This window comes from Conexibacter sp. S30A1, from assembly GCF_023330665.1.
In the GTDB taxonomy this organism is placed as follows: Bacteria; Actinomycetota; Thermoleophilia; order Solirubrobacterales; family Solirubrobacteraceae; genus Palsa-465.
In genome coordinates, this window is record NZ_CP097127.1 from 2,297,335 (window position 1) to 2,323,526 (window position 26,192).

General features: G+C 67.6%; 13 protein-coding genes and 1 pseudogene. 7 read left to right on the top strand and 7 right to left on the bottom strand.

All coding sequences use genetic code 11. The annotated features are described in order from the left end of the window. Positions 1–191: 191 nt before the first annotated feature. The 7 genes and pseudogenes from M3M54_RS16985 to M3M54_RS11240 all read left to right on the top strand — a co-directional run bounded on the left by M3M54_RS16985 (position 192) and on the right by M3M54_RS11240 (position 10,557). Positions 192–947 (top strand): annotated as a pseudogene (locus M3M54_RS16985) (lecithin retinol acyltransferase family protein). Between the two features lie 903 nt (positions 948–1,850). Next, positions 1,851–2,732: a hypothetical protein gene (locus tag M3M54_RS11215; protein WP_249019134.1), complete on the top strand. Its 882-nt coding sequence runs from the start codon at positions 1,851–1,853 to the stop codon at positions 2,730–2,732. 609 nt (positions 2,733–3,341) lie between these two features. Next, the gene (locus M3M54_RS11220) at positions 3,342–4,928 is read left to right on the top strand and encodes an APC family permease (RefSeq protein ID WP_249019135.1); all 1,587 of its coding nucleotides are present in this window, start codon (positions 3,342–3,344) and stop codon (positions 4,926–4,928) included. Positions 4,929–4,942: 14 nt separating this feature from the next. Beyond that, on the top strand, positions 4,943–6,535 hold the full coding sequence (locus M3M54_RS11225; RefSeq protein WP_249019136.1) for an FAD-binding oxidoreductase: 1,593 nt from the start codon (positions 4,943–4,945) through the stop codon (positions 6,533–6,535). Between the two features lie 2 nt (positions 6,536–6,537). Next, a complete protein-coding gene (locus M3M54_RS11230) occupies positions 6,538–8,016 on the top strand; it encodes an aldehyde dehydrogenase (RefSeq protein ID WP_256465771.1) in 1,479 nt (492 codons plus the stop codon). A gap of 260 nt (positions 8,017–8,276) precedes the next feature. Next, positions 8,277–9,770, top strand: a complete 1,494-nt coding sequence (locus M3M54_RS11235; protein ID WP_249019137.1) for a PucR family transcriptional regulator — start codon at positions 8,277–8,279, stop codon at positions 9,768–9,770. Between the two features lie 304 nt (positions 9,771–10,074). Further along, entirely contained in the window at positions 10,075–10,557 is a 483-nt protein-coding gene (locus tag M3M54_RS11240; protein ID WP_249019138.1) for a hypothetical protein, read from the top strand. A 37-nt stretch (positions 10,558–10,594) separates the two neighbouring features. On the opposite strand, the gene drmC is transcribed toward M3M54_RS11240, so the two are convergent. Genes drmC through drmD form a run of 7 tightly spaced genes read right to left on the bottom strand, consistent with a single transcriptional unit; the run spans position 10,595 to position 26,052 of the window. Further along, the gene (gene drmC / locus M3M54_RS11245; RefSeq protein ID WP_249019139.1) at positions 10,595–11,341 is read right to left on the bottom strand and encodes a DISARM system phospholipase D-like protein DrmC; all 747 of its coding nucleotides are present in this window, start codon (positions 11,339–11,341) and stop codon (positions 10,595–10,597) included. Continuing rightward, entirely contained in the window at positions 11,338–13,185 is a 1,848-nt protein-coding gene (drmB, locus tag M3M54_RS11250) for a DUF1998 domain-containing protein (RefSeq protein WP_249019140.1), read from the bottom strand. Before drmB ends, drmC begins: the two co-directional genes overlap by 4 nt. Further along, positions 13,182–16,790, bottom strand: coding sequence for a DISARM system helicase DrmA (drmA, locus tag M3M54_RS11255; protein ID WP_249019141.1), 3,609 nt, complete (start codon positions 16,788–16,790; stop codon positions 13,182–13,184). The genes drmB and drmA overlap by 4 nt, the downstream gene beginning before the upstream one ends. Positions 16,791–16,827: 37 nt before the next feature. Continuing rightward, positions 16,828–17,463 carry a DUF4276 family protein gene (locus tag M3M54_RS11260; RefSeq protein WP_249019142.1) on the bottom strand — a complete coding sequence of 212 codons (636 nt, stop codon included), beginning with the start codon at positions 17,461–17,463 and terminating at the stop codon, positions 16,828–16,830. Then, positions 17,460–18,824 (bottom strand): AAA family ATPase, encoded by a 1,365-nt coding sequence (locus M3M54_RS11265; protein ID WP_249019143.1) that lies wholly within the window; start codon positions 18,822–18,824, stop codon positions 17,460–17,462. The genes M3M54_RS11260 and M3M54_RS11265 overlap by 4 nt, the downstream gene beginning before the upstream one ends. A 31-nt stretch (positions 18,825–18,855) precedes the next feature. Continuing rightward, positions 18,856–22,899 carry an Eco57I restriction-modification methylase domain-containing protein gene (locus M3M54_RS11270; protein WP_249019144.1) on the bottom strand — a complete coding sequence of 1,348 codons (4,044 nt, stop codon included), beginning with the start codon at positions 22,897–22,899 and terminating at the stop codon, positions 18,856–18,858. Next, positions 22,900–26,052 (bottom strand): DISARM system SNF2-like helicase DrmD, encoded by a 3,153-nt coding sequence (gene drmD / locus M3M54_RS11275; protein WP_249019145.1) that lies wholly within the window; start codon positions 26,050–26,052, stop codon positions 22,900–22,902. It lies immediately after the preceding gene. Between the last annotated feature and the right edge of the window lie 140 nt (positions 26,053–26,192).

Consider the following 26,192-nt stretch of genomic DNA (forward strand, 5'->3'; position numbering starts at 1 on the left):
CGGACCACGAGATGCGTCTTTGCAAGCTAATTGCTTAGTTATGGGCGATTTCGCGCAGCTCCGTGCGGTTCCGTAAGGTCAAAAACGCAGAGTTCGGGACATTTCCTGGGACACGTCCTCGTCAGCGGACAGCTCGCCGGCCTCATCGGCTCTCGCGCGTGCCCGGGCAACGTCGGTGGCGTAGAAGGGTTGTGTTGACCAGCAACGCCGTCGGTCATTCGCCTGGCCGCGCGGACTATGCCCCGACTCGGGGTGCGCATATATCCGCTGTGCGCGGGCCGTACTCGCATCATGGTGTTGACCGTGGGGACGGAACGGTGGTCCATCTTGGGGTCACCGATGGACGGAAGACCTCAGCGGCGATTCGGATCGTCACGCTTGCCGAGTTCTCGTAGGGTGACCCCATCGAGCGACGTGAGTACGGGCGCCGCTTCCCGCCGGATATGGTCGTCGCGCGCGCAGAGTACATGGTCGGGCGATCCGGTTACAACCTGTTCGCGAACAACTGCGAGCATTTCGCCAGCTGGTGCGCGGTGGGCGACCATAGCGGTGCCCAGGTTGAGGCCGCATTGTCTGCGGCATTGGTGTTGGGCGCTGGCCGGATCGTCCCAGAAGTCGGTGCGAACCTGGTTATGCGACTGGGTGGACGCACGGCTCGCAGCGGGCCGAACCTGATGTCGGGGCTCGCCAGGGCCGGCGGCAATGCAACGGACGGAGCCACGCTGGTCGCAGGATTCGGTGCCGCGGTTGGCGCGGGCACGGTCACCGTCGCCCTGCGCGACAAGCCCTACCTCACAGATGAGGAGAGGCAAGCGCGTCGCGTCGGCCGAGTCGCAGGGATTGGGGCGGCAGCGATCGGCACAGGGGTCGTCTTACATGCCCGTCGGCGCCCTCGGGGGTCAGCGGCTACAGCGCCGCAGGCTTGTCGTCAGGACTCGCGACATTAGGCGGGTCCGTCGGCGGCGACATGGCGGCCGGTATAGCGATCGTCACTGCGCTGCCTTTCTTCCTTGCTGTGGCGCTCGCCTTCTTGGCCTACGGGCTCTTCCGCCGGCTGAACCCATAAGAGCCGATAGCACACCTGCATTGAGGCACAGGACCGAACGGACCGTAGGGACCGATACCGACCTACCGCGCCTCCGCGCCGCGTGCCAGCGGGCCGGACTCTACGCCCAGGTGCGTCGCTAGCGAGCCGTGAAGACGAGTCGAAGCACGCAACCGGGGTTTCTGGCTGAGACCTTGAACCTCGCGACGCCGAACCACTCCGGGATTACGCCCATAAGGTCGCACAGACCCAGACTTGCACGGGCGCGGACCTGACGCTGTTCACCGCGATAGCGCTAGGCTACGCCGGCAGGCCACCACGTTGATCTAGCGCGGCCACGAGTTTGACAACCGGCTTACTTGACGTCAACAGCCACCGGTTCCGAGTCTGCGGCGTCGAGGTCCTCGCTCCAGCCGGTTCGCAGCATCCGCCTCGGATTTGGCGATCCCTTGCCTTCCTCTCCGGCGCCAATTAGGCTGCACCGATGGCCGACCAGGAGTTGAAGGATCAGATCCTGGCGATTCTTTACCAGGCAGAGGCCGCCACAAGCGGTGGATGCCGAGCCACTCGAGGGTACGAGCATTTCGTCAGTCAGACAGGTCGTAGCACCGCTGACGTAGCGAGCGCGATCACAGAGCTCGAACAGTCGCGAGCCGTCAGGCGCGAACCAAATGGAGAGTGGACCGTCTAGGCAGTGCAGGCAACAGGACGCTGACCAGGAATCCCCGGGCGGGCACGCCCTTCACAATCAGCTACCGAGGAGGCGACCGAAGTGTCGACGGTTTGGCGGGTCAAGCTGAACAGCATGCGTTCCGACGAGGACGGCGGGTCGCCTGACTGGGACGAAGCGAAAGAGTACTGCCGGAAGGCCGGCTTAGTTGGAGTCGGTTGGGGATTTTCGCGACTACGCGACAACGCACGACTGGCAACGGTCATCAGCGCGTGCAATGGCCGGAAGGGATGGTCGCAAGGCGCGGCCACGATACGCCGGCTCGCGGAAGACGTTGAGGACGGCGACCTAATGTGGACCCGGGATGGGTTAGGACGCTACTGGCTAGCTCAGATCAACGGGCCATGGCGCTACGACAAGTCACCGCTCTCAGTCAAGTACGACCTCTACAACGTCCGCCCCGCCTGCTGGTTGAAGACGTCGTGGAGGGATTTCGAAGTTCCCGGCGCAGTCGTCCGCAGCTTCACAGGTCCAGGCCAGAGTCTCCGTCGCATCGGTGATCACCCCGCCGCGATCAGGATCACTGAAATGCTGTGGGAGGCGGAGACACGCGGAGGCAACGTGGTCGCGTCGTTCACCCCCGAGGAAGCGATTCGCGAGATCTTCGATCCCACGGATATCGAAGATCTCGTGCTCCTGAGCCTCCAGGCCGCGGGCTGGGTGTTGATTCCCTCCAGCCGGCTGCACGACACGCCGGTATATGAGGCCGCACTCAGACGACCGGGCTCCGGGAAGGTCGCTGTCGTGTCTGTGAAAAGCGGTCCGGATAACCACGTCGACATGAGAGCTCTAAGAGATGCAGCAGGCTCCGCAAAGGCGTTCGCGTACTCAACGCACAACCGGTACGAAGGCAAGCAGGACGGGATCACAAAGATCACGACCAGGTCGCTGACAGCATTTATGAGCGAGCATCCCGAACTCCTGCCGCCAAGAATCGAGCGCTGGCTTCGCTTGTAAGCCAAGAGCCGCTTCCGCCAACGCAGCGACTAGCCGCTGCAGTCGTCGAGCATCCGCCTGACCGCGCGCCGATGCCGCCCGTGGCCGCTCGACGAGACTCGCGGCGCCGATCTGGGGAACCCTCGTGCCCTCCGGATTGTTTCAAGTCGCGAGACGCTCGCCGTCGCTTCTGTGACCCCCAATCCGCGCTGCGTTCCAGCCGCAGATTCGAGGGCCCCCACGTCGGCGGTCCGGCGCGACGTGTCTTCGCTCGGGCGACCGTGAAGGTCGCCCGAGCGTTCTAGCGTCGCCGCAGGTGTCGCCACCAAGAGCCAAGCAGAGCCGGGGGCTCCGAGTCACCAACTCGGCGGCCGCCAATTGCCCCCCCCGGGCTTGTCCTACAAGATACGCGCATGCCGAAATCGCAAGCCATCACCACGGCCCTCAACTTCATCAACAAGGCTCAGACGATCGTATGAGTGTCCGGCGCCATTTAGGTCCATAGTCTAATAGTGGCCTGTAAGCTCGCTCGGCATACTGCCGCCCGTGGCTCAGGAGGACCGAGGTCCCGTGGGCCATGCAATTCGCGTATGTGGTGGTACCGACGTTCGGCGGCTCGAGGGAGGCCCCATGCAAGATCAACTACGCCACGGTGACGACGCCGCGGTGCGCGAGATGGGATACGTGCAGCGCTTGGATCGTTCGCTTGGCCACTTTGCGCTGTTTGCGTTGCAGTACAGCTACCTGTCGGTGTTGACAGGCATCTTCGAGCTGTTCGGCTTCGGCTACTTGTTCGCAGGACCAGCGTCGATCTGGGCTTGGACATTCGTGTTTGGCGGCCAGCTGATGGTGGCGCTGCTGTTCTGCGAGCTCGGAGCCGAGTGGCCGGTGGCTGGCTCCGTTTACAACTGGTCAAAGAAACTAGGCCATGGCTGGTCGGCGTGGATGGCAGGATGGATGGTTCTCTTCACCGCAATCACCACCGTGGCTGCCGTAGCCCTGGCGGCACAGATCGTCCTTCCCACCGTCTCGCCGTTCTTCCAGTTCATCGGCTCAGGGTCGAACCCATCCAACTACGCGGAAAACGCGGTGCTGCTGGGTGGGATAATGATCGTACTGACGACGATCATCAACAGCCTGCGGGTTAAGGTCGTCGGCTTCGTCAATAACCTCACCGTCCTTGCCGAGCTGGGCATCTGTGTGCTCCTGATCGTCTTGCTGCTGGTGCATGTGCACCGTAGCCCAGACGTTATCTTCCGCAGCCTGGGCGCAGGCAAGGGGTACTCATGGGGGTTCTTCGGCGCGTTTCTCGCCGCCATGCTGTTCGGCGGCTATCAGTGGTACGGGTTCGACACCGCTGCCTCGTTGGCGGAGGAGGCACCCGATCCACACAAGCGCGCGCCTCGCAGCATCCTGCAAGCCCTGACGGCGACGTTCGTGCTCGGCTTTCTGCTAATCCTCGTCGCTTATATGGCCGTGCCCAACGTCTCCGCCTCGGGGATTGGCACCGGCGGCCTCGCCTACGTCGTAGATAAGGTGCTGGGCACTACCTTGGGTGACGTGATGCTCGTTGGTGTGATGGTGGCCGTGTTCGGTTGTGCGTTGGCGATTCAAGCGGCCGCCACGCGAATCATGTTCGCGATGGCCCGTGACGGCCAGCTGCCGTTCAGCCGCCGGCTTGCACACGTCAACGAAACCTCTAAGGCAGTTGTGATCCCAACCGTCATCACGGGAGTGATTGCCGTTGCACTGCTGCTGATCAACATCAAGTCTTCGCAGATCATCTACATCGTCACGTCGATCGCGATCATTACGAATTCGGTGGCGTATCTCTGCGTGACCGTACCGCTGCTGATCGCACGCCTCCAGGGACGTTGGCCACGGCAGCAACCGGCGGGGGCAGCCAAACGCTTCACGTTGGGCCGGTTTGGCCTGCCGCTGAACATCGCCGCCGTAGTTTGGGGCGTGGGTCTCACCGTAGACTTGATCTGGCCGCGCGGCTCGATCTACAACGCGACGGCGCCATTTCACTGGTATCTCAGATTTGGACCGTTGCTGGCCATCGGGATCTTGCTCATCGGCGGCAGCCTTTACTACATCCGCGCGTCGAAACGTGGCATCACTATCCTCGACGAGCACAGTGCCAGTGAAGCGACCCGGACGGTGGCGGCCGCCGCCGCCGCTATCCCCGCACCGCTTGAATCCACGGGCGCCTGATGGCAAGCGCGTCAATGCCGAGCGTAACCTTTCCACACCGGTCGCTTACGCCTGCCGACGCCGTACGTGGCTTTTGGTTTGACGAGGTCCGCGAGACCGTTGAACGGTCGGCGGTCGGCGGACCACTGGCCGCCTCGACAACCGCAGATGTCTGCATCGTCGGAGGCGGGTTCGTCGGGCTGTGGACGGCCATCGAGCTCAAACAGCGTCGACCAAATCTACGGGTGGTGCTGCTGGAGGCTGACGTCTGCGGTGGCGGCGCCAGCGGACGTAACGGTGGCTTCGTGATGACATGGTGGTCCAAATTCACCTCGCTAGTGAAGCTCTGCGGCTTCGAAGCCGCAGTCAGCCTGGCGCAACGTGCAGAAGCCGCGGTACGTGAGATCGGTGCCTTTTGCGAACAGCACCAGATCGACGCGGAATTCCGTCCGTGCGGCTGGCTATGGGCAGCAACTAACACCGAGCAGGTGGACGCTTGGTCAGCGACAGTCAAGGCATTAGCTGCGGCCGGGCTCGCGCCGTTCGAGCCGCTCTCGAGACACGAAGTAGCAGCACTCAGCGGCTCCCCGGTGCACCTAGCTGGAGTGTTCGAACGCGCGGTCGCCACCGTGCACCCAGCGAAGCTCGCCCGAGGCCTCACCGACGTTGCACGTGCGCTGGGTGTCGAGATTCATGAGCACACAGCAGTCAAGGAGATCCGATCCGGTGAAGCAGCGGAGGTCGTCACGAGCAGCGCCGTCGTACGCGCTGCGACGGCGGTCCTCGCCATGAACGCGTGGGCCTCGACGATTCCTGAGGTTGGTCGCGCACTTGTGGTGGTCTCAAGCGATGTCGTTGCGACCGCCCCAGTTCCGGACGACCTTGACGCCATCGGTTGGCGTGACGGACCAGCGGTCTCGGACTCACGACGCTTGGTAAATTACTATCGGACCGCGCGTGACGGGCGGATTGTCTTCGGGAAGGGTGGAGGCGCAGTCGCTCCGAGCGGCCGGCTAGGACGTCACTTTCACATATCGTCACCGCGGCAGAGCGAGGTAACCGCGCAGATGCGTTACGTGTACCCGATGCTCTGGCAGGCACCAGTTGTGAGCGCTTGGCGCGGCCCCATCGACTACTCCGTAACAGGCCTACCGTTCTTCTGCAGACTGGACGGGCAACCCAACGTAATAGCGGCGGCCGGCTTCTCCGGCAACGGCGTGGGGCCCGCGAAATTGGCCGGTGAGCTCCTTGCACAGATGGCTATCGCGGGTGATGACGCGGGCCTGCCGCACGCGCTAACCCAAGCGCCAGCACCGGGGTTGCCACCGGAGCCGATCCGCTATCTCGGCGCGCGGCTCGTGCGGGCATCACTAGCGCGCAAGGAAGCCCGCGAAGACCTCGGAGGGCACGCCGGGCCGCTCACGAGCTACCTGGCGTCGCTGGATCCGACTAGCTTCGTCGATCGCGGCGAGATTGATCTCCCCAACCCGGCCCGAAACGACGGTGACGGCCAAGTCAGCCTTCACCCTAACTCGCCCAGCCACCCCAACGGGCGAGGCGTCGACGCAAGCGGCACACTCGATGGCTCGGCGCGGCAGTTACCAACTGTCAACGCCAGAAAGGAATAGTTATGACCACAGTACAAGGCACGCTCTCTCGATCGCTAATCGGGGGCAGCTGGACTGATGGCCACGGCGAGATGATGCACGTGCGATCTGGGTGGTCAGGTACACCGATTACAGATATAGCGACCTGCACCGAGGCAGACGTCCGGCACGCAGTCCAGGTAGCCGAGGCAGCGCAGCCCGCGTGGGCGGCATTAGCGTTGGTAGATCGGGTTGAGATATTGCGTGAGTTGAACCGCGTGATCGCCGCCAACACCGAGGAGATCGCCCAGATGATCACACTCGAGACCGGCAAGACGATCTCTGAGACACGCGAAGAGATCCTCGAGTACAGCGCGCCCGCCTACCAGAAAGCTGCCGAGGAAGCGCTTCGCCATCGCGGGCTCTCGTTGCCATCAACGCAGGAGCGCTCCAACAACAAGCGCTTGGTGCTGACCCACCGGCCGGTCGGCGTGGTCGCGGTGATCAGCCCCTATAACTTCCCTACGGACATCGCGTCGATCGGCATTGCCCATGCACTTGCAGTCGGTAACACCGTCGTCTGGAAGCCTTCGGAGTGGACGCCCGTAAGCTGCGCCATGGTGGCTGCCCTGTTCGCTGAAGCGGGAGTTCCCGACGGTGTTCTGAACCTCATTCAGGGGAAAGGTGAGACCGGAGCCGCGCTGGTGCGTGATCCAGGTGTAGACGCGATCTTCTTCACTGGGTCGACCGCTACTGGCGAGCGCATCGCCCGCGAGGCTGGACTGAAGAAGACGCTCCTTGAACTCGGTGGCGACGGCCCACAAATAGTCCTTGCGGACGCGGACGTCGAAGCCGCCGTTGATGGTGCCATGCTCGGCTGCTTCTACCTTGCCGGCCAAGTCTGCACCTCTGCCGAGCGGATTCTCGTACATGAAAGCGTCCACGATGAGTTCGTCTCGTTGCTCTCGGCCCGTATGGCGACACTTAGGGTGGGCGACCCCACTGATGAGGCGACGGAGATGGGTCCGCTGTGCAATGAGGGCACGCTGGCCCGTGTGCGAGCGCACGTACAAGATGCGCGTGATCGTGGTGCGGAGGTCAGGCAGTTCGGCGAGGAGGACGGCCTCTTCTATCCGCCCACGCTACTAGTCGGTGTGACCCCGGACATGGAGATCGCGCGCGCCGAGACCTTTGGGCCGGTGGCACCAGTCATCAAGGTAGCGAGCACTGAGGAAGCTGTCGCGATCGCCAACAGCTCGGAGCTGGGCCTGACCGCTTCGGTCTACACGCGCGACCTCGCGACTGCCTGGCGCGTCGGCGAAGCTTTGCAGCACGGAACCGTCAACATCAACGAGAGCACCAACTACTGGGATCAGCTAGCCCCCTTTGGCGGAACTGGCAAGAGCGGGAACGCCCGCGAGCTCTCACAATGGTTCTTCGGCACGTTCACGGAGACCAAGCTCTTGAACTTCGACCTCAACGATCAACCGCGCGGGGACCGACGCGTTATGCGACAGGCCTGACGCGTCTCGCATAACGGCTGAGAGCGTCTAGCCGATTGGGCAGTACGGTGAGCAGTGACCGCGGCACTTTCGGTACCGGTGCTGACTGGATGGACGGCGGCGACGCGAGCGGGCACCGAACGGCGAATCAGACGTTCAACCGGCTGGACGGCAATAGTCTGTTATCGACTAAGCCAGCCTTCAGGAAGATCTGGGCCCGAGGAGCTACGCAGTTCTGCCGATAATTGGCTGGTATCGTCGCGGAAGATATCCCAGTGCCGTTGACGATCGAGCAGCTGACGCGTATCCCGTACCTGCAGACGTGGATCCACGCAGGTGCATCTGGTGCTGAGAACGTTATCGAGTGGGCCCACAGCATTGAGTTGCCACGCCCTTGGGAGTGGCTTGAGCGGGGCGATCTGCTAATGACGGTTGGCCTCGGGATCCCGAGCGACCCAGCGGCACAGGTGGACTACATACGTAAGCTGGCGGGGATTGGCGTCAGTGGTGTGACAATCGGCCACGAGATGCAGGCGCCGCCGCTCAGCGATGAGATGATCGAGGCAGCGGAACAACTTGCGTTTCCAATTTGCTTCACGGCATACGCGGTTCCCTTCGTTCAGATCAGTCGCACGATCGCCGCTGCTGGCCGCGAAGACTACGCCCGGATTCTGGGTGTGACCAGGATCTACGAGCAGGCGCGGATGGCGGCTGCCCGTAACGCGACCACGGCGGGCCTGCTCAACGAGCTTGAATCCGAGTTGCAATGCGATCTGTTCGCATTCGCGAATGAGGACGGCGGGTTACTGGCTTCCGGTTCACCAGATCCGAGTCCAGCGACAGTCGCGGACATCAGTGAAGCGGTCCGTGCCAGCGGCGAGCAGCAGCCCGGACTGCGCCGGGTCCAGGTTGGCGGGCGAGAAGCGTGCATAATCCCGATTCCTGCGCAGCGCAGCGTATCGTTGGTGGCCGTCTCACGCGGAAGCCAGCTGCCCGCGTTCGCAATGCTCCAGCACGTTGCGACGCTCACCGCGCTTGAGCTGCAGCGGCTGTGGGCACAGCGGGAGCAGGCCCGTCGTCGCGGTAGCGAGCTGCTAGCCCACATCCTCGATAACCGCATCGCGCGATCTGTGGCAGTGGCGCGGCTGGACACACACGGGCTTGCCGACGGTCCCTACCGATTACTGGTGGCCCTGCTGCGCGAAGAAGAGCTGCATTGGGCCGAGCACCTCCACCACCGGCTAGCGGAGCGCGACGTCGCGCATCTGCTTTTGCGACGCGACAATATCCTCCACGCGCTGATCTGCGACGCCGACACCATCTTCGACACCGTCGCCTCGTTGTTTCCGCTGAACGCCATTATTGGGGTGAGTGCACCGTTCAGGGATCTCGACTCCGTGCAGGGCGCAGCGCGCGAGGCGCGGTGGGCGCTTGACAGCGCCAAAGCGGACGGGCGGCGCATAGTCCGGTACGGGGATCGAAGTGCCCTGTTTTACCCCCGCTCGGTCACAGAGGCGCAAGAGATGGTGGATTCCGTGCTGGGCGCTGTGCTCGCATGGGACACTCGCCATGACAGCAATCTGATCGAGTCACTACAGGTGTTCTTGGACTGTAACCGGGCATGGCAGCGCGCATCCACTGAGCTGCACGTGCACAAGCAGACACTTGTCTACAGGATGCACAGGATCGAACAGCTCACCAGCCGCAAGCTCAACAACACTGCGGACGTAAGTCAGCTATGGCTTGCCCTCCAAGCTCTCAAGATGATTGCCTGATCAGCCGAGCGAAGGGCTCCCCGTCCTCACCCACTTGGGCATCGATCGATCTCACCGTACCGCTCGATGCCGATCGAACTGAGCGACTCCGCCGCTCTGGCGAAACCGACGCCCGTCGCGGCACCGACCCACCGTGCCCGAGCCCCGCGCCGCAGCTGACCCAGCGACGCGCAGTAGCGGATCCTCGCCGAGCAGGGTTCCGGCCGCGGCCCGGACCATCTGACCGCGAGGACTGCACAGCTGGCGTGATCGCCAGGCACCCAAGGCGAGCCGACGCGATGTCCTGAGCAGGTAGTCTGGCCCGATGCCTTACGAGCCGGCGGATAGGTCTGTGCCAGAGCTGTTGCGGGATTGGGCGGCGATCATGCGGGAGCTTCGCAGCAAGGGCATTATCCGCACCAACAACAATCCGGTTGGCGACATCGCCGAGGCGATTGTCGCGGAGCACTACGGGGGCGAGCGTGGTTCGTTCGCACAGGCAGGCTGGGATGTCAAGACCGAGCACGAGTACCTCCAGGTCAAGGCGATGCGGCAGGTGCCGGGTGCGAAGCGCCGGACTCTCAGCCCGATCCGCGACTCCAACTACACGGCGGTCGTGATCGTCATCTTCGACGAGGACTTTGTAGTGACCGAAGGCCTGCGGATGAGCAGAACTCTGGTTGAAGCACTCTTCCCTCATCGGGCTCACGTCAACGGACGGGTGATAACCGTCACCCAAGCGTTGCGGGAGCATCGAGACGTGGAGAAGCTTGACCTGTCGGCGGCCGCCCAGCGCATTGGCACATAGCCAGCGGAGGGTCTGGCCGGCCAACTCGGCGAGCCTGTCAGGCCGGCGCCAGAACGCCTGACCGCATCAGTCCGCGGATGTGGGACTCAAGCGCGGCGGCGACTCCGGGGTCGGCGACGGCGAGGCCGACCTCAAGGTTGGCGCTCAGGGCCTGCTGGGTGAGGTTGGCGGAGCCGATCAGGGCGCGCTGGCCGTCGATCACGAGCAGCTTGGCGTGCAGGACCCCGCCGCCTTCGCGTTGCTCAGCGGGCCAGCGCCAGCGCGTGATCCCATCGATCGTGGCGAAGGCGTGGTCGTAGCCGCGGTAGCGACCGTCGCTGTCCTGGCTGTTCTCGAACACGACATCGACCTGGCAGCCGCGTGCGACGGCGGCGCGCAGGTCAGCGGCGACCGTGGGGAGCGTGTGGGCGGCGAAGCTGACCAGCAGGATGCGGTCCTCGGCCCGGGCGAGCAGCTCGTGGAGCACCGCGGCGGTCAGGCGCTGCTCGCCGAGCGCGCCCGGTCCGGTCCAGACAGGCCGGGGGCGGTTGTGCTGGGACTGGCGGCGGGCGCCGGCACCGACACGCAGCGCGAGCGCGACACCGGCGCCGGTGATCGCAGGGTCAGCGTCCCAGGCGGCGGTGAGCTCACGCACTGCATCAAGCGCGGCGGGCGAGGCGCCGGCCAGGGCGGTCGCGCAGACGGGGCTGGGGCGCGCAAGCGGCTCGCAGGCGCCCGCGAGCGTGGCGAGCTGGACGTCGCTCAAACGGCAAAGCACGGTGTCAAGCGCGGCGGCGACGCTCACAAATCAAGTGCCCCGAAGTAGGCGCTATCACGCCCGACGTCACGGTCTGAGAGGGTCTCAATGAGCGTGCCGCGGTCAAGGAAGCGGTTGCCGCGCTCACACGATGTCTCGGAGGCGAACTGGCAGGCATGACAGGCGGCCACGTGAACGGACCCGTCGATGCGGGGGTCGTGCTCGGAGCACAGCGGATCGGAGGAGCAGAGCTTGGCGCGCTCCAGCGCGTGGCGCACGAGGGGTCCAAGCTGGTCGGGTTCGCCGAGTGAGACCAGGCCGCCGAGCGTGCCCTCGCTGTCAGGCGCGGAGGTGTAGAGCAGCACGCCCGCCATCGCCTCGGTGCCAGCAGCCTCGCTGTCGGGGCTGGTTGCGTAGATGCGCTCGCGGATCGAGGATGCGGTGTAGCCGCATTCGAGCGCGAGCTCACGCAGCAGCGCGTGCGCGAAGCTGTGCAGCAACACATAGCGCTCACCGGGCCATGACTCCTCAGGATCAAGGCCACGGCGCGCACGCCAGGCACGGTGGCCGTCGTGCAGCACGTCCGCGATCCCCGAGGAGCGGTAGCGCTGCTCCCAGGCGAGCACCCGGTCCTCGGCAAAGCGGATGAAAATGCCTTCGCCGCGCACCTCGCTGCAGGGCAGCCAACGTGGCGCCCCGCGCGTCAGCGCGACGATCCGGCCGCCGCCGCTGCCGAGCTCGTCGGGGGCGTTGATGCGCGTGAAGCCGCGCAGCGCGCTGACCTCGCGCAGCCGCTCAACCAGCACAACGTCGCTGATCAGCCCGGCAAGCGCCGTGGGAGCGCCGACGGGGCGCAGCTTGAAGTCGGGCTGCTCGGGCACGGCGTCTGCGGCGGTCAGCACCCGCCACTCCGGTGTGAGCAGATCAGCCGCATCACCAGCACCCTCAACCCCCTCGCGGCGTGCGCGCACCGCCGCGCCGACAGCGGCGATGCCGAGTCGGTCGCGCAGCCCGCGCAGGCGGCGAAGCTCCGGGTTGGTGGTCAGGGTCACGTCGAGGAACTGCTCGCCGTCGGGCAGCAGGCCGACGATCGCCCAGGCGTCGTCGACCGCCTGCGCCAGCTCACCGGCGGCGGACGGGATCGAAAGCGCCGAGCTGAGCACCGGAAACCAGGCGTTGCTGGCGCCGAGCAGCAGCGTGACCGGCTCCTGATCGCAGCGCTCGGCGACACCGAGGTGCGGGTGGCGTCCACGACAGCGTGGCGGCAGAAAGGTCTTAGCGTCCTGACCGAACGCCTGTGAGAGCCGGCGGCGGCGACCGCACTGATCGCACTCGAGCTGCACGTCACCGGGGCGCCCGCCGGTCCCGAGCTCGCGCAGCTTGAGCGTGCCTGCACAGGCGATGGGGCCGTGCAGGAACTCAACCCACGGGAAGTCGTCGATGTGGCCGTTCTGGCAGGCCATCAGGTAGCGGGCGGGAAACGCCGTCGGGGGTCTGCCGGCCCGGGCGCGCGGGCAGCCGTCGTGCACATAGCGGGTGCGCTCCGGACGCCAAGCGTCCTCACGGAGCGTGAAGACGCCGCTGTCGATCGCGGCCAGCCGGCTACAGACCGGGCAGCGCAACCAGCGCGGAAAAGGCGAGACAGGCACGCCGGAGCTGTCACCGTCGGGCACCACCGGCGGGGTGAGCAGCTGCTCGACCTGCGGCCCGAGCGCCGCGCGCACAGCCGCGAGCAGGCGCGGCTCAGAGACCGGCTCACCGAGCGCCCGCGGCCAGTCATCGAGGCCCAGCACGAGCGTCGTCAGCTCCGGCAGCTCAACGGTCGCACCGACACCGTAGGTGTGCATCAGCTGGCTGGGGCGCAGGTCCCCGACATGGCTTCGGTCCCTCACCGCCCGCCGTCCGGTTTCGGTAGCGGCGCTGAGCGCAGCGGCGGCTCCCACGCCTCACGCGGCGCGGAGATCGCCTCCGGCCGGAGCTTCAGCGGGACGGCCAGCTCGACGTTGCGCATCGAGGTCGGGACCGTCCACTGACTCCAGCCCTCGATGCCGGGCTCGTGCAGCAGCGAGACATCGGTGTCGCTCTTGCCGCGCGCCTGATAGACGAGCGTGCGCTGACCGACCGACGCCTCGGCGCGCCAGGCGTCCAGCAGAACATCCAGACGCTCGGCAAGCGCGGCGGCGCCGTTGGCGGCAAGCTGACGTTCGGCACGACGGCGGATCGCCGCCTTGACCGCGCGAGCGCGAGCGGCGGCGGGGTCGACGGCCGCAGCGCCGGCGTTGGCGTTCCAGTCCGGGCCACCCAGCCGCAGCAGCGAGGCGAGCACGCCGGTCAGCCCACGGTCGAGCGCGCGTGGCGCAAACGGCGTGACCGAGAACGCCTCGACCTGGCGATACAGCGTGCGGTGGTAGTGAGCGAAGGTCTCGTAGTGGGAAAGATCGCGGGGGCGCGCCCAGTTGTAGACGGTCAGGACAAGCCCGGGGTGACGGCGGCCGACACGGCTGGTGGCCTGGATGTACTCGCTGGTTGACTTCGGCTGGCCGGCGACAACCATGGCGCCGAGGCGGGGAACATCGACACCGACAGAGATCATGTTGGTCGCGAGCAACACATCGATCGAGTACAGCTCACCGTCCCGGCGCTCCTTACGCGCCTGCTGCGAGGGACGCTCGAGCCCCAGCCGGTCGAGCACGTCCGGGATGTCGGAGGCGGTCTTACGGGAGGTGAGCTCCTCAACGATCAGACGCCCACGGCCCTCGCCGCCGCGGTCGCCGAACATCCGGCTCTGAATGTCATCCTCAACCAGGCGGCGCATGCCACCGAGCTCACGCAGCGAGTTGAAGTAACCAACCAGCGTCATGTAGGCGTCGGCCTCGCTGCCGGGCTGGCGCCCGAGCACCGTCCAGGCGGCGCGCAGCTGCGCGACATAGGTGCGGATGAGAACCTGCTTGAAGCGCCGACCGGGGGCGCAGACACCGAGATAAAGACGCCCCGGACGCTCGTCGCGGTCGCTGGGCTGGTCGCGCTGAAGCGCAAATAACGAGTCGCGCGCGTCCAGGCCGGGCGGCGGGAAGACCGCGAGATGGCGGTCAAACAGGCGCGCTACCTGGTCCCCGGCGCGGCGGATCGTTGCGGTCGAGGCGATCACCTTGGGACGCACCTGCTGCCCGTCAAGCGGCCAGCAGCAGAGCTCATCAACAGCCGTCTCATAGAGCCCGACGAGACTCCCGAGCGGCCCTGAGATGAGATGCAGCTCGTCCTGGATGATGAGGTCCGGTGGGCGCAGCGGCTCGCAGTCGAGCACCGCGGCGCTGGGCAGCGGGCCCTGCCTGGGGTGCGAGCCCGGGTGCTCCTCACCGGCACTCAGGTAGCCGTGGCGCTCGCAGCGCCGTCGCACCTGCCCGAACAGTGCCTGAACCCGGCCCTCCCAGGGCATGCGGGCGAGCTTGTCGACGGTGGCGATCACAAGCGCGGGCAGCAGCCGATAGACCTCCTCGTCGACGACCACCACCGGCAGCCCCTCACCGGGGCTCGCGCGTGGCGTGAAGGCGCACTCACCGCCGATGTCAGAGCAGCTGATCAGGGTGCGGCCGCGCCGCGAGTCAACCTCGACGTCACGGCCACCCTCAAGCGCCGAGCCACACCAGGGACAGCGGGTCAGCTGCAGCGGTGAGGAGCCGCGCACGCCACCGCCGCGCTGGCGGGCCTGTCTGACCCACCGTTCGGCATCCTCGGTGCTGTTGGGGGTCGACGCCTGCCCGACCCAGAGACCTATGCGCATCGGTGTCTTGCCCCAGCGCCGTTGCTCAGCGCTCTCGCCACGGCTGTAGAGCGCGCGGCGGCGCAGCTCGCAGGCACAGAGCAGCGCCGCCGCGCGCTGGAACTGCTGGAGGGTGAGCAGACGCAGCGTGTAGCGCATCAGCACCGCCACACCGTGTGAGCCGTCGCGGCCGGCGACGACACCCTGCAACCGGCGGATCGCGAGCGCGAAGGCGGTCAGACCGAGGTAGGCCTCGGTCTTGCCGCCGCCGGTCGGGAAGAACAGCAGCTCGACGAGGGCGTCAGCGCCGCTGCGGTCGGCGTGCAACGGGTCAGCCAGCGAAGGCAGCGAGAGCAGCACGAAGGCGAGCTGGAACGGGCGCCAGGAGCGGTTTGAGGGCACGTCGGCGGCGGTGACCGCGGCATGTAGCTTCAGCGCCTGGTTGCCGCGACGCGCCTCCGCGGCGAGCGTGTGCACACGCTGCTGCCACATCGCATGGTTGGCGAAGCGAAACGCGGCGGCCACATCGGGATCGGCAAGCGCCTCGATGCCGGCGCGGATCCTGGCAAGCGCTGCGCGGGCTACGGCGATGTGGTCGCGCGCGGTGTCGCGGAAGGAGTCAAGGCCCTGGCCGGGATCGTCGATGCGACGCTCCTGCAAGTCGATCCAGGCCGCGTAGGCGTCAGCCAACGGCCCAAGCAGCAAGGGCAGCTGCGCGTCGTCGGTCTCGGCGATCGTCTTCATGTCGAGCGCCGCCTGCGCGGCGGTGAACGGCACGCGGATAGCTTCGTCGGTGAAGTCCTGTGGTGTCGGTGCGTCGGTGCGCGGGACCTCCTCGCCGGGCATCGGCTCGGTCGCGATCCTGACAGCGCGACCCGGCCGGCCGGGTGCCTCGCTCACGCGCACCCCCACCCCGTGGCCGACCGCGAGCTCGACGCGGTCACGAAACAGCATCTCCAGGCCCGCGAGCTCCTCGCGGTCGACCTCGGGCGCAAGCTCTGCTGCGGGCAGCGAGCGGCGCACGAACACCGCCTCCCCGCCCGGGCCCGCGACGGTCAGTGACGCTTGGCAGAGCCATTGGCTGTCTGAGCGTCCCGTGGCGCTCTGCTGTCCGTTTACCAGAAACAGGGAGACCAGCAGCTCACCGCCACGTCGGCGGACGACACCGCGGATCACGACCTCGGGCGCCGACGGGTCAGGGACCAGCGGCTCGATCGGCCCGGCCCCGCTCAGCGGCACGTCCACCTGGCCGCCGCAGCTGCGCCGGCGCCAGCGTCGTGCCGATCGGCCGTCGCCGGCGAGCGCCTCGGCGCTCAACTGCCGCTCGTAGGTGCCCCAGGAAGCCTCGGCGATGACCTTCTCACAGCCGGCGTCGACGGCAAAGGTCAGGCCGAAGGAGGAGGGCACCAGCTGCTCCACCGCGGGCGGGCGGTCCTCGGCACGCCCCTCCTCCCCCTCATCGGCCGTGGAACCGCCGTCGGCGAGGTCATCCTCGGGCAGCAGCTCGGCCGCGAACGGATCGCCGTCGGGGTCATCCTCGCCGCCGGCCGGCGGTGCCGGCGGCGAGGAACCGGGCCGGAACCGGGGCGCGAGCAGGCCAAGCAGGTAACGGTCGACCGGCGCCTCGTCAAGCTCCTCCTGCGGCCCGGCAGCGGGGCCGATCAGGTCCTCACGGATCAGCTGCTCAAGCTCGGAGCGCAGCTCTCGCGCGCCCCTGGTCAAAAGCGGCTCAGGCATCGGCGGCAGCGCTGAAGCCAAGCTCGCCCAATGCAACCTACAGATCCTTGAGCAGCGTGGCAAACGCCGGCAGGCGGCGCAGCTCGGCGATCCTCGCCTGGGCGCCCAACGGCTCAAGGAACGATGTCGGATCGGGCCGGCGGCGGTGGCGACGACCGGGGCGCGCGGCTCTAACCGCGGCGGCGAACACAGCCTTTGGATCGAGCAGCCCCTCGAGCTCACCGGCGGTCGTGGGCACCCCGAGCTCGGTGGCCGTGCGGGTCGTTCCCAGCACGCTGGCGAGGCTCGCGCCGTCGGCGAGCACCCAGGTTTCAAGCTCGCGGACCGGCACCACGGCGACACCGCGGCGGCCGGCGTCGCCCAGGTGCTCGCGTACGCGCTGGAGTCCGGGAGCGACGTTGTTTGAGCGTGCGGCGGCGGGATCGGCGCCACCGTCGGCGTGCACGAACAGGATGTGAAAGGCACTCTGCAGCCGTTGCGCACCGGTGGCGATGCGCTCGGCGCGCGCTGGCAGGGAGCGGTCCACCGGCAACCGTTGCACCTCGCTGACCTCAACCATGTAGCGGGCACCCGTCAGCAGGTGCGAGACGGCCCGCGGCAGCAGCCTGTCCAGGAAGCGGTGGTCGGTCGGCCCTTCGGCGTAGAGCGCCAAACCGAGCCAGGCTGCTGTCACCGGACGCTCGCTGTGGCCAGATACTGCTCGACCTCGCCATGGCTGGCGAAACGGCCGATGTCATCGGGGTCCAGTGTCTGCTGGTAGGAGCGAAGCACCGGGCGTGCATGGGTGACGACGTCGACCGTGCCGGCCGCGCCGTCGATCCTCGTGGCCGACTCAAAGAAGATGCCCTCACGCTCGGACTGCAGCGCGTTGACGACAACGGGAGAGTGGGTGGTGAGGATCAGCTGCAGCAGCGGCAGCCGGCCCTCGGTGCCCGTTGCCGACACGTCGACCAGCGCACGGAGGTGCTCGATCAGCGGGCCCAGGCGGGCGGGGTGAACACCGTTCTCGGGCTCCTCGAAGCAGACCAGGCCACCAAACTCGGGGTCACTTAGCGCGGTCAGCAGCGCGAGCACGCGCAGCGTACCGTCGGAGGCAACGCGACTTGAGTACTCGCCGGCATCCCTGGTGGCGATGACGATCTGCCATTGGTTCTCTGCCTCCTCTTCGCGCACGCGGACGCCGAGCACTCCAGGAACGAGGCTTGAGAGCTCGGCGGAGATGTCGGTCAGCACGCCCTCCGGGTCGTCCGGCTGCGCGGTGGCGGCCTTCAGGCGCGCGAGCACGGCGGCAAGGTTGGCGCCACTGGGCTCGAGCTGTGTGGGAGCGTGGCGGTCGGCAGGGCTGCGAAGGCTGGCTGGGTCGAGCTGCAAAAAGCGCCAGGAGAGCAGCTCCGCGCGCAGCGCGAAGAGATGCGGGAACTCGGCCGAGGTCATGGTCGAGAGCACCGTGCGCTCGGCCGCGGCGGCCGGTCGCGTGCGGCCCTGAACACCGTCCTGGCTGATGTAGAACTGCGGCGCGCCGCTGTCAGCGCGCGTCACCAGCAGGTCGGTGCGCCGACCGTACCCAAGCCGGGAGGTGATCGCTTCGGCCCCAATCCGCTTGAACGGCTTGGCCCATGCGTCATCACCGGCACCGATCCGCAGCGCCGCCTCGTACACCACGAAGAGCCGCTCAAAGCCACCGGTGCGCCGGCGCTCGAGCACGAGCTCGTAGCGCAGCCGGGTTTGGATGAGCTCCCGCTCAACCCCCCAGGGGTCGCGGATGTCAGGCTCGATCAGAACCTCAACGGCAAGCCGCATCCGCTCGTCCACGGACCCCGACGGGGCGCGGTGAAAGAGCTCGCCCGGCTCGCCGCGCAGGCCACCCACGGCCGACCGCAGATCAGTATCCGCGAGCCTCGAGAGCAGCTGGATCGCGTCGAGCAGGTTGGACTTGCCGCTGGCGTTGGTGCCGGCGATCACGTTGAAGGGCTGCAGGTCAAGCGCGAAGTCGCGAAAGGTCTTGAAACCGTCGATCTCGATCCTGGTCAGCACGATCTAAAACGGTACTCCCGGCAAGCGACGCTCAATCATCGAGCAGCGACAGCGTCCCAGCGGGAGCCACCCGCGCGCGGGGCTTCGGCTTTGTCTTGGCGTGTAGCCCGCGCCGGACCTCCTCGGCGTAGCGCTCGTGGTTTAGCTCAAGCAACCGGTCAAGCAGCTCCTGGCGGGGCGCCGGCGCGAACGTGTAGCGGACGCCGAACCTGGTCTCGTGGAAGCCGTGGCCGAGCTCCAGGTCACTCCAGCCGTAGGCGTCGCGGACGGCGCGGTCAAGCTGAACGTGCAGCTCGCGCAGGCGCACGATGTCGTCGGCGTGCTCATCAGGATCGTGCACGCGGTTGTAGGTCCTGGTCAGCCCCTCCTGGCGGTCAAGCATCAGGGCTGAGCGGTGCGCGTTGAGCTCGCCGCCGAGGATGCCGATGGCGTCGGTCAGCTCGGGCTGCGGGAAGGTCTCAAAGCAGTCGGTCGGGGTGTAACGAACCCGCGTCTCCAATGTCGACGCACGCGTCACTGCCCACCACCAGTGAAAGCCGCTCGACAGAAGGCCGAAATGGGCGTCATCGTCGTAGGCGAAGACGCCGAGGGCGTGGGCGTACACGATGCCGGTCGGAACGAACATCGGCTGCACCACCTTGCTGACGAGCGTGATTGCGATGCAGCGGTCGAGCGGGGCGATCGCGCGGTACAGGTCTTTCCCTTGGCGTCCAAACTGCCACCACCGTTCGCGGTAGCCCCGCTCATTGAGGTCAGCTCGCTCCGGACGCACCAAGTCCTCCACTCTTGCGAACGGCGCTGTGTACTCTCGCGCCCGCTCGATCGGCCAGTCGCGGAAGTCGACCACACAGCGTGTCGGTGAGCCGTCGGGACGGGAGTTGAGGTCCTCACCGACGAGGTAGGGCCTGACGACCTCTTCGTTGCGAGGGTCGGCAGCCTTCATCGCGTCGGCCTCTGCCCGGGAGAGCACAAAGCCCATGCCGAGGACGTAGGAGCCGATGAATGATCGCTCCCGATTGGCTTGGAGCCGTTGCGCGTTGCCACCCACGCGGCTGCCCGGAGTAAGCGCGGGCGAGATCGACCCGACGGCAACGCCATCCAACACGCGGCTGGCGCTCCAGCCGTCCCGCCGTGCCCAGACCGTCGCCATCTCCAGGCTGGCGCCGCCCGGCCACGGCTCACTGGAGATCGCACGGTGAAACGTCCAGCCGGCCCCGTGCAGCTGGTCGAGCCCGACCTCGCGCGTATCCCCCTGGGCGAGGGTGTTGGTGGCGATCAGGCCAAAACCGCCGCTCGGGCGCAGCAGCTTGGCGGCGCGCAGGTAGAAGTAGGCGACGAGATCCGCGTTGCCACGCACGCCGCCAGCAAGCTGCCGCACCAGATAGCTCCGATAGGAGGTACCCAGCGCCCCCGTGATCTTCTTCCCACCCTGGAACGGCGGGTTGCCGACGATCGCGTCAAAACCACCGCGCTCGGACACCTCCGGGAACTCGAGCGCCCAGTGAAACGGCCTGCGGTCATCCCAGACCACCTCGGGCACGTCCCCGACGGCGCGGCGGCGCTCGACCAGCCAGTCGTCGGCGAGTGCGCGCAGCTCTGTACGCGCGACCGCGCGCTCGACATCAGTCAGGCCGTGGTCAAGCAGGGTGCGGATGCGACGGGCGACATCCGGCCCCTTCAGTGGGTCGGCGTCCTCGACACCAGCCAGAGCGGCGGCGACGATCAGGTCGCCGATCAGCCTGGCGTCGGCGAGCGCCGCCTGCGCCTGGGCCAAGAGCAGCGCCTTGCGCTCGGCGTCGGCGATCTCACGCACGATGAAGTCCTCGAGCTCACGGCGCAGCATGAGCGCGCGCTCAAGCGCAGCGTCGATCACATCGGCGTGCAGATCGAGGCTCGCCTGCCGGTGGTGGGAGGGGTCGATATGCGCGACGCGCAGCTGCCGCAGGTCCGTGACCCCGAGCAGCGAGTCACCGAGGCGAAGCGCGTGGTCGACGAAGGAGAACGGACGGTCCTTGGCGAGCGTGATCAGCCACAGCGAGAGCTTGGCCATCTCGACAGCCATCGGGTTCTTGTCAACGCCATAGAGGCAGCGCTCGGCGATCAGGCGGTGGGCGAGTGCCTCGCGTTCGAGTGGGTCGGCCGGCAGCCCGCCGCCGCCGGCCAGCGGGCCGGTAGCGGCGGCGGCATCAGTGGCTGAGGTCTCGGTGTCCCAGGCCTCCTGCAGACGCTTGGCGAGGTAGCGGCAGGCGGCGACCAGGAAGGCGCCTGAGCCCATCGCGATGTCGGCGACCCGCAGCTCGAGCAGCTCGGCGGCGGGCCGGAGCTTCCATTTGCGCTCGTCGCGTTCCTGGGCGGGGCCGGGGTCATAGACGATCGGGTCAAGCGCGTGGTGGACGACCTCCTCGGCCAGCTCGCGCGGGGTGTAGTAGGTGCCGGAGGAGCGGCGGTCAAGCGCCTGGGTGACAAACAGCGAGCCGGCGAGGAAGACGAGCGGGTCGCCGCGCAGATCCTCGCGCAGCAGGCCGTGGAAGGGAGCGATGCGAGCGAGCAGCTGGTCATCGCCTGAGCAGACGGCGCGCAGGCGGGCGCGGCGCTCATCGCTGGGCTCGGCGTCAAGCGTCTTGGCGATCGCCGCAGCGGAGCGGCCCGTCTCCTTTGCCAGGCGCTCGATCAGCGTCGCTTCGCCCGACGCTGCCCAGCGCTCGATGTCACCGAGCAGCAGCTCGGGCTCGAGCCTGCCTGAGCAGGCCAGGGCGGTGTCGGTGATGCGCAGCGCGGTGTGGTCAAGCAGGCCCTCGTACACGTGGCCGATCTGCTCGACGTCAAGGGCCTCATAGGAGAGCAGCACGCTTGAGTCGCCCTGCAGCAGGGTCTGCAGCGCGTCGAGCAGGTGGAGCATCGTGCGGTCGTCGACCGGCAGCGGGCTGGCGCGGTGCTCATGCCAGCTGCTGCCGGGCGGGCGTCCCTCCAGAAACGGGTAACGGTCGGGGTCAAAGAGCCCGCCGCCATAGGCGGGAAGCCGTAGCGCGTCGTGCTCGATGCCGCCATGCACGGCGCGAAAGAGCGCGAGGACACGATGCCAGGCGGCGGTCGACCGCTCCAGCGGGTCCTCGCCGTCACGGTCGGCGCGTTCGCGCAGCTGGGCGCGCAGCGTGCTGGCGGCGAGCGTCTGGGCGTAGCGCTGGTCCTCGATCGGAAGCAGCCGCCGCTCCTCGGCGACGAACAGGAAGACAAGGCGCATGATCGCGGTGACGGCGCCGCGGTAGACCTCGGCGCCCTCGAGCTCGCCGAGCAGCTCGCCGTGACGGTCCCGGTCGGCGCGGTCAAGCGTGGTGATCAGCAGCTCGACGGCGTGGCGGACCTGGGTGCCGAGCTGGTCGGCGACCTCCTGTTGACGCCCGGCGCTCTCGGCCAGCAGGCGTGTGAGACCCTGCTCGGCGGGGAGAGCAAAGAAGCGCCGGGCGCCGAGCAGGGTCACGAACGCCCTCAGCGTGAGCGGCTCCTCGAGCCACAGCTCAGCACGCCAGGCGCAGATTCCGGTGCTCTCCCCCGGGCGTGCCCAGACCAGCGTCCAGTCCATGCCGTTGGTGACGAGCGCGAGCGGGTGGCCGGTGGCGCGCGCGAGCTCGGCGGCGCGGTCAAGCGGGCTGGCGGCCCAGGCGTCGGCGCGCAACGGGCGATGGAGCGGGGTGCCGTGCGGATAGCTGTGGACGAGCAGCACGACCGGGTCATCCGGCGCGGCGTGGTCGCGCACCACATATGACGCGCGCAGCAGCACGTCCTGGACGGGCACACGGTAGGCGGGGTCGGTGTCGGCCGGTTCGCTGACAGCCTCGCGCAGATCGAGCAGCTCGGTCAGCACCCACATGATCCAGCGCTGTTGCAGACGCCGGTCGTGCTGCCACTCCGCATACGCGAGGCGCAGATCGGCGATGCGCGTGACGGCCTCAAGACCGTCGGGGAGCAGCTTCTCAAGCACCGGCACCGTCAGAAACGGGCCCTTGGTCTGCACCAGGGAGAGCCACTCGGCGTGGTGTGATGCGATCTTCGGGCGTGCGCGACGGGCGGGCGGCATCTAGAGCCGGGCTCCTTCAGGGACGAGGAGGGTGACGGCTGCCGGGAAGAGACGGTGGGTGGGGTCGCGGTAGCGGCGCGTGATCGCCGCCTGCTCACGTGCGATCTCCTGCGGGATGCGGTCGAGTCGCTCGCGCAGCGAGCGCAGATCCTGCTCGACCTGGGCGCGGTCACCGGCGTCAAGCTCAAGACCTGTGATCAGCCGCAGCTGCGTGCCATCCTCTCCGAAGGCCTCGCGGCGGATCGTGGCCTCAAGCTCGGTCAGGGTTGCGGCGACGTGGTCGCGTTCCTCCTGCGCCCGGGCCTCAAGCGTCGTGACGAGCTGCCGGGCACGGTCACCGGCGCGGGCCTGAAGCGCCGCCCGCAGCGGCTCGGCGGCTTCGCGCAGGCGTGGCAGGAGACGCTCGCTGAGGGTTGCTGGGACGCTGCTGTCGCGGGCGAGCGCGAGCGCCGCCTCGGCTGCCTGCACGCCGAGCCGCTCGGGGCGAGCAGCGCTGAGCGTGACGGCGGCGAAGATCAGCTGCTCATGCAGACGGTGGCCGCTCGCTCCGGTGATCACAAGGCGCCCGTGCGCAACAGCGGTGGGGTGCCCGAGCCTGTGGTCGGCGTAGCGGACGGTGACGCGATGCAGATGCCTACCGGTGCCCCAGACCTCGGCGCGCAGCAGCGAGAGCGACATGCGCACAAGCGGATGGCCGAGGTGGGCGAGCACGAGGTCGGTGCGACCGGCGGCGAGCCGGTCATCGAAGGTGATCGGACGCCGCTCGCTCGGGCGAGCGGGGTGCTCGAGCCCGATCGTGGCGTGCGCCCAGCTTCCGGAGAAGGCGGGCACCGTCCAGGTGCCGGGCTCCTGCGCGGGTTGCAGCGGCGGCTGGCCGGCAAGCTCAAGTGCGGTCGCGACGACACGCTCGATCCGCGCGGGCTCGAGGTGCAGCGTGGTGCGGCTTGAGTCAAGCTCGTCGCGCAGGGCGGCGAGGCGCTCGCGCATGCGCTGCTCCTGGCTGAGGATCGCCCGGGAGGCGGCCTGACCGGAGAAGCGGGTCTCGTCGAGGCTGGCTCTGCGGCCGAGCATCGCCTCCTCGATCTGGGCGGCGATCACCGGCCCGGCGCTGCCGAGGTCGGTGCGGATCTGCTCGACCTTGGTGACGACACGGGCGAGGAAGTCGAGGTCACCCTCGAGCGAGCCGCGGGCGGCCTGCTGCCAGCCGGCGCTGACGGTGTGGTGCACAAGCACCTCCGGTGCGGGCTGGCCGTGGCGGTCGATACGCCCGTTGCGCTGTTCAAGCCGGTTCGGGTTCCAGGGGATCTCGGCGTGTGCGAGCAGATGGCAGTGTCGCTGGAGGCTGATGCCCTCCGACGCGGCGTCGGTGGCAAGCAGCACCCGCACCGGGAAGTCCGCCGGCGGCTCCTGCCACTGGCTCTTGATGCGCTCGCGTTCCTCGGAGGTGGTGGTGCCGTCGAGCAGCTCGACACGGGCACCACCGATGCCGCGGGCGGAGAGCCGCTCCTGCAGGTAGCGCTGGGTGGCGCGATACTCGGAGAAGACGATCACGCGCGTGTCGGTGAAACGGCCGTCCGGTTTGACGTTGGCCTGGACCCAGTCGAGCAGGCGTGTGGTGCGGGCGTCCTCACGGTCGGCGGCCGTGCGCGCCCAGGCAAGCAACCGGTCAAGCAGCTCAAGCTCATTCTGTGACGGCTGCTGGGTATCAGCCTGGGCGGCGGCGTCAATGGCAGCGCGTGTGGCCTCACCCACGCCATCATCGGCCGACTCGTCGTCGGCGGCGTTGGCGGCATCATCAAAGAGCTGGGTGAGCACCGACCTGCTCGGCCGCGTGGTCTGGCGGTCGAGGCCGCGAGTGATCGTCTCGCGGTGGACCTCGAGCGTGCGCAGGAACGCCGCCGGCGAGGAGAACAGCCGCTTCTTGAGCAGCGTCGTGACGAAATCTGCGGCGACACGCGCGGCCGCGCTCTCATCGAGCCGGGCGCTGCGCGCGGTGGCGTAGGTGGCGAGCGTGGCGTGCACGTCACGCTCGCTGTCCGGGTGCTCAACCTCGAGCATCACGATCCGGCGGGCCGGGAAGCGCGGGGTGCCGTCGTCGTTGCGCAAATCCTGCTTGAGCCGGCGCACCGTGACATCACGGATCGCCTCACGCGGCGGGCGGATCCCGCGCGCGAAACGGTAAGGGTCAAGCAGCTCAAGCAGCGCCGCAAACGAGTTGTCATAGCCGTTGTGCGGGGTGGCGCTCAGAAACAGCCGGTGCTCACAGTGGGGCGCGAGCGTCCGGATCGCCTGGGTGCGCAGCGTGTCACGCGCATAACGGGCGTTGCCGCCGCCGGCGGGCGCGCAGTTGTGAACCTCATCGACGATCAGGACGTCGTAGCGTCGGGGTATCTCTGGGTGCGCGGGCAGCACCTCGCGCAGCAGCCGCATGCCGAGCTCACCCTTCAGCCAGTCGATCGAGACGATCAGGCGCGGGAAGTTCGCAAACGGATTGGCGGCAACACCGCGCGCACGGCGCAGCTGCCCGAGCATCGCGCGGTCGACGATGCGGAACTCCAGACCGAACTTCTCACGCATCTCATCGCGCCACTGCAGCTGCAGAGCGGCGGGACAGACAACTACCGCGCTGCGGGCGCGGTGGCGCAGGATCAGCTCCTGAACAACCAGCCCCGCCTCGATCGTCTTGCCCAGACCAACGTCATCGGCGATCAGCAGGGTTGTGCGCGGCGTGCGCAGCGCACGCACGAGCGGCTCGAGCTGGTAGTCCTCGATCGTGATGCCACTGCGAAACGGGGCCTGGAGCGAGCGCTGATCGGCGCTCGTCACAGCACCCCAGCGCACAGCGTCAAGAAAGGCGTCGAGCTCGGCGGGCTCGTCCAGATGTCCGGCGGCGATGGCGGGCAGCTCGGCACGCGCGATCACCTTGGTGCCCGGCTCGATCTCCCAGATGACCTCAAGCTCCTCCCCGGTCGCGTCATCCTCAACCGAGATCAGGCTCACCAGGTGCTGAACGGGGCGGCCGTCGAGCTGTGCCTGGGAGTCACGGGTGACGTCACCGACGACCCACATGCGTCCTCGCACCTGCGCAAGCTGCCCCGGCTCTGGGGCGAGAGCCGGCTGCAGATCGTCCGGTTGCACGAGCGTGGCGGTCACGGCTTGAGAGCCTAACGCTCGTGGCCTTGGCGCCGGCGTGAGTCGAGCGCGTTGAGTTCGTGCTCGTAGTCGCGGCGTGCTTGCGCGAGCGTGTCGCGGTACACGGCCTGGGCGTGGTCGAGCTCGGGCTTGTAGGCGGG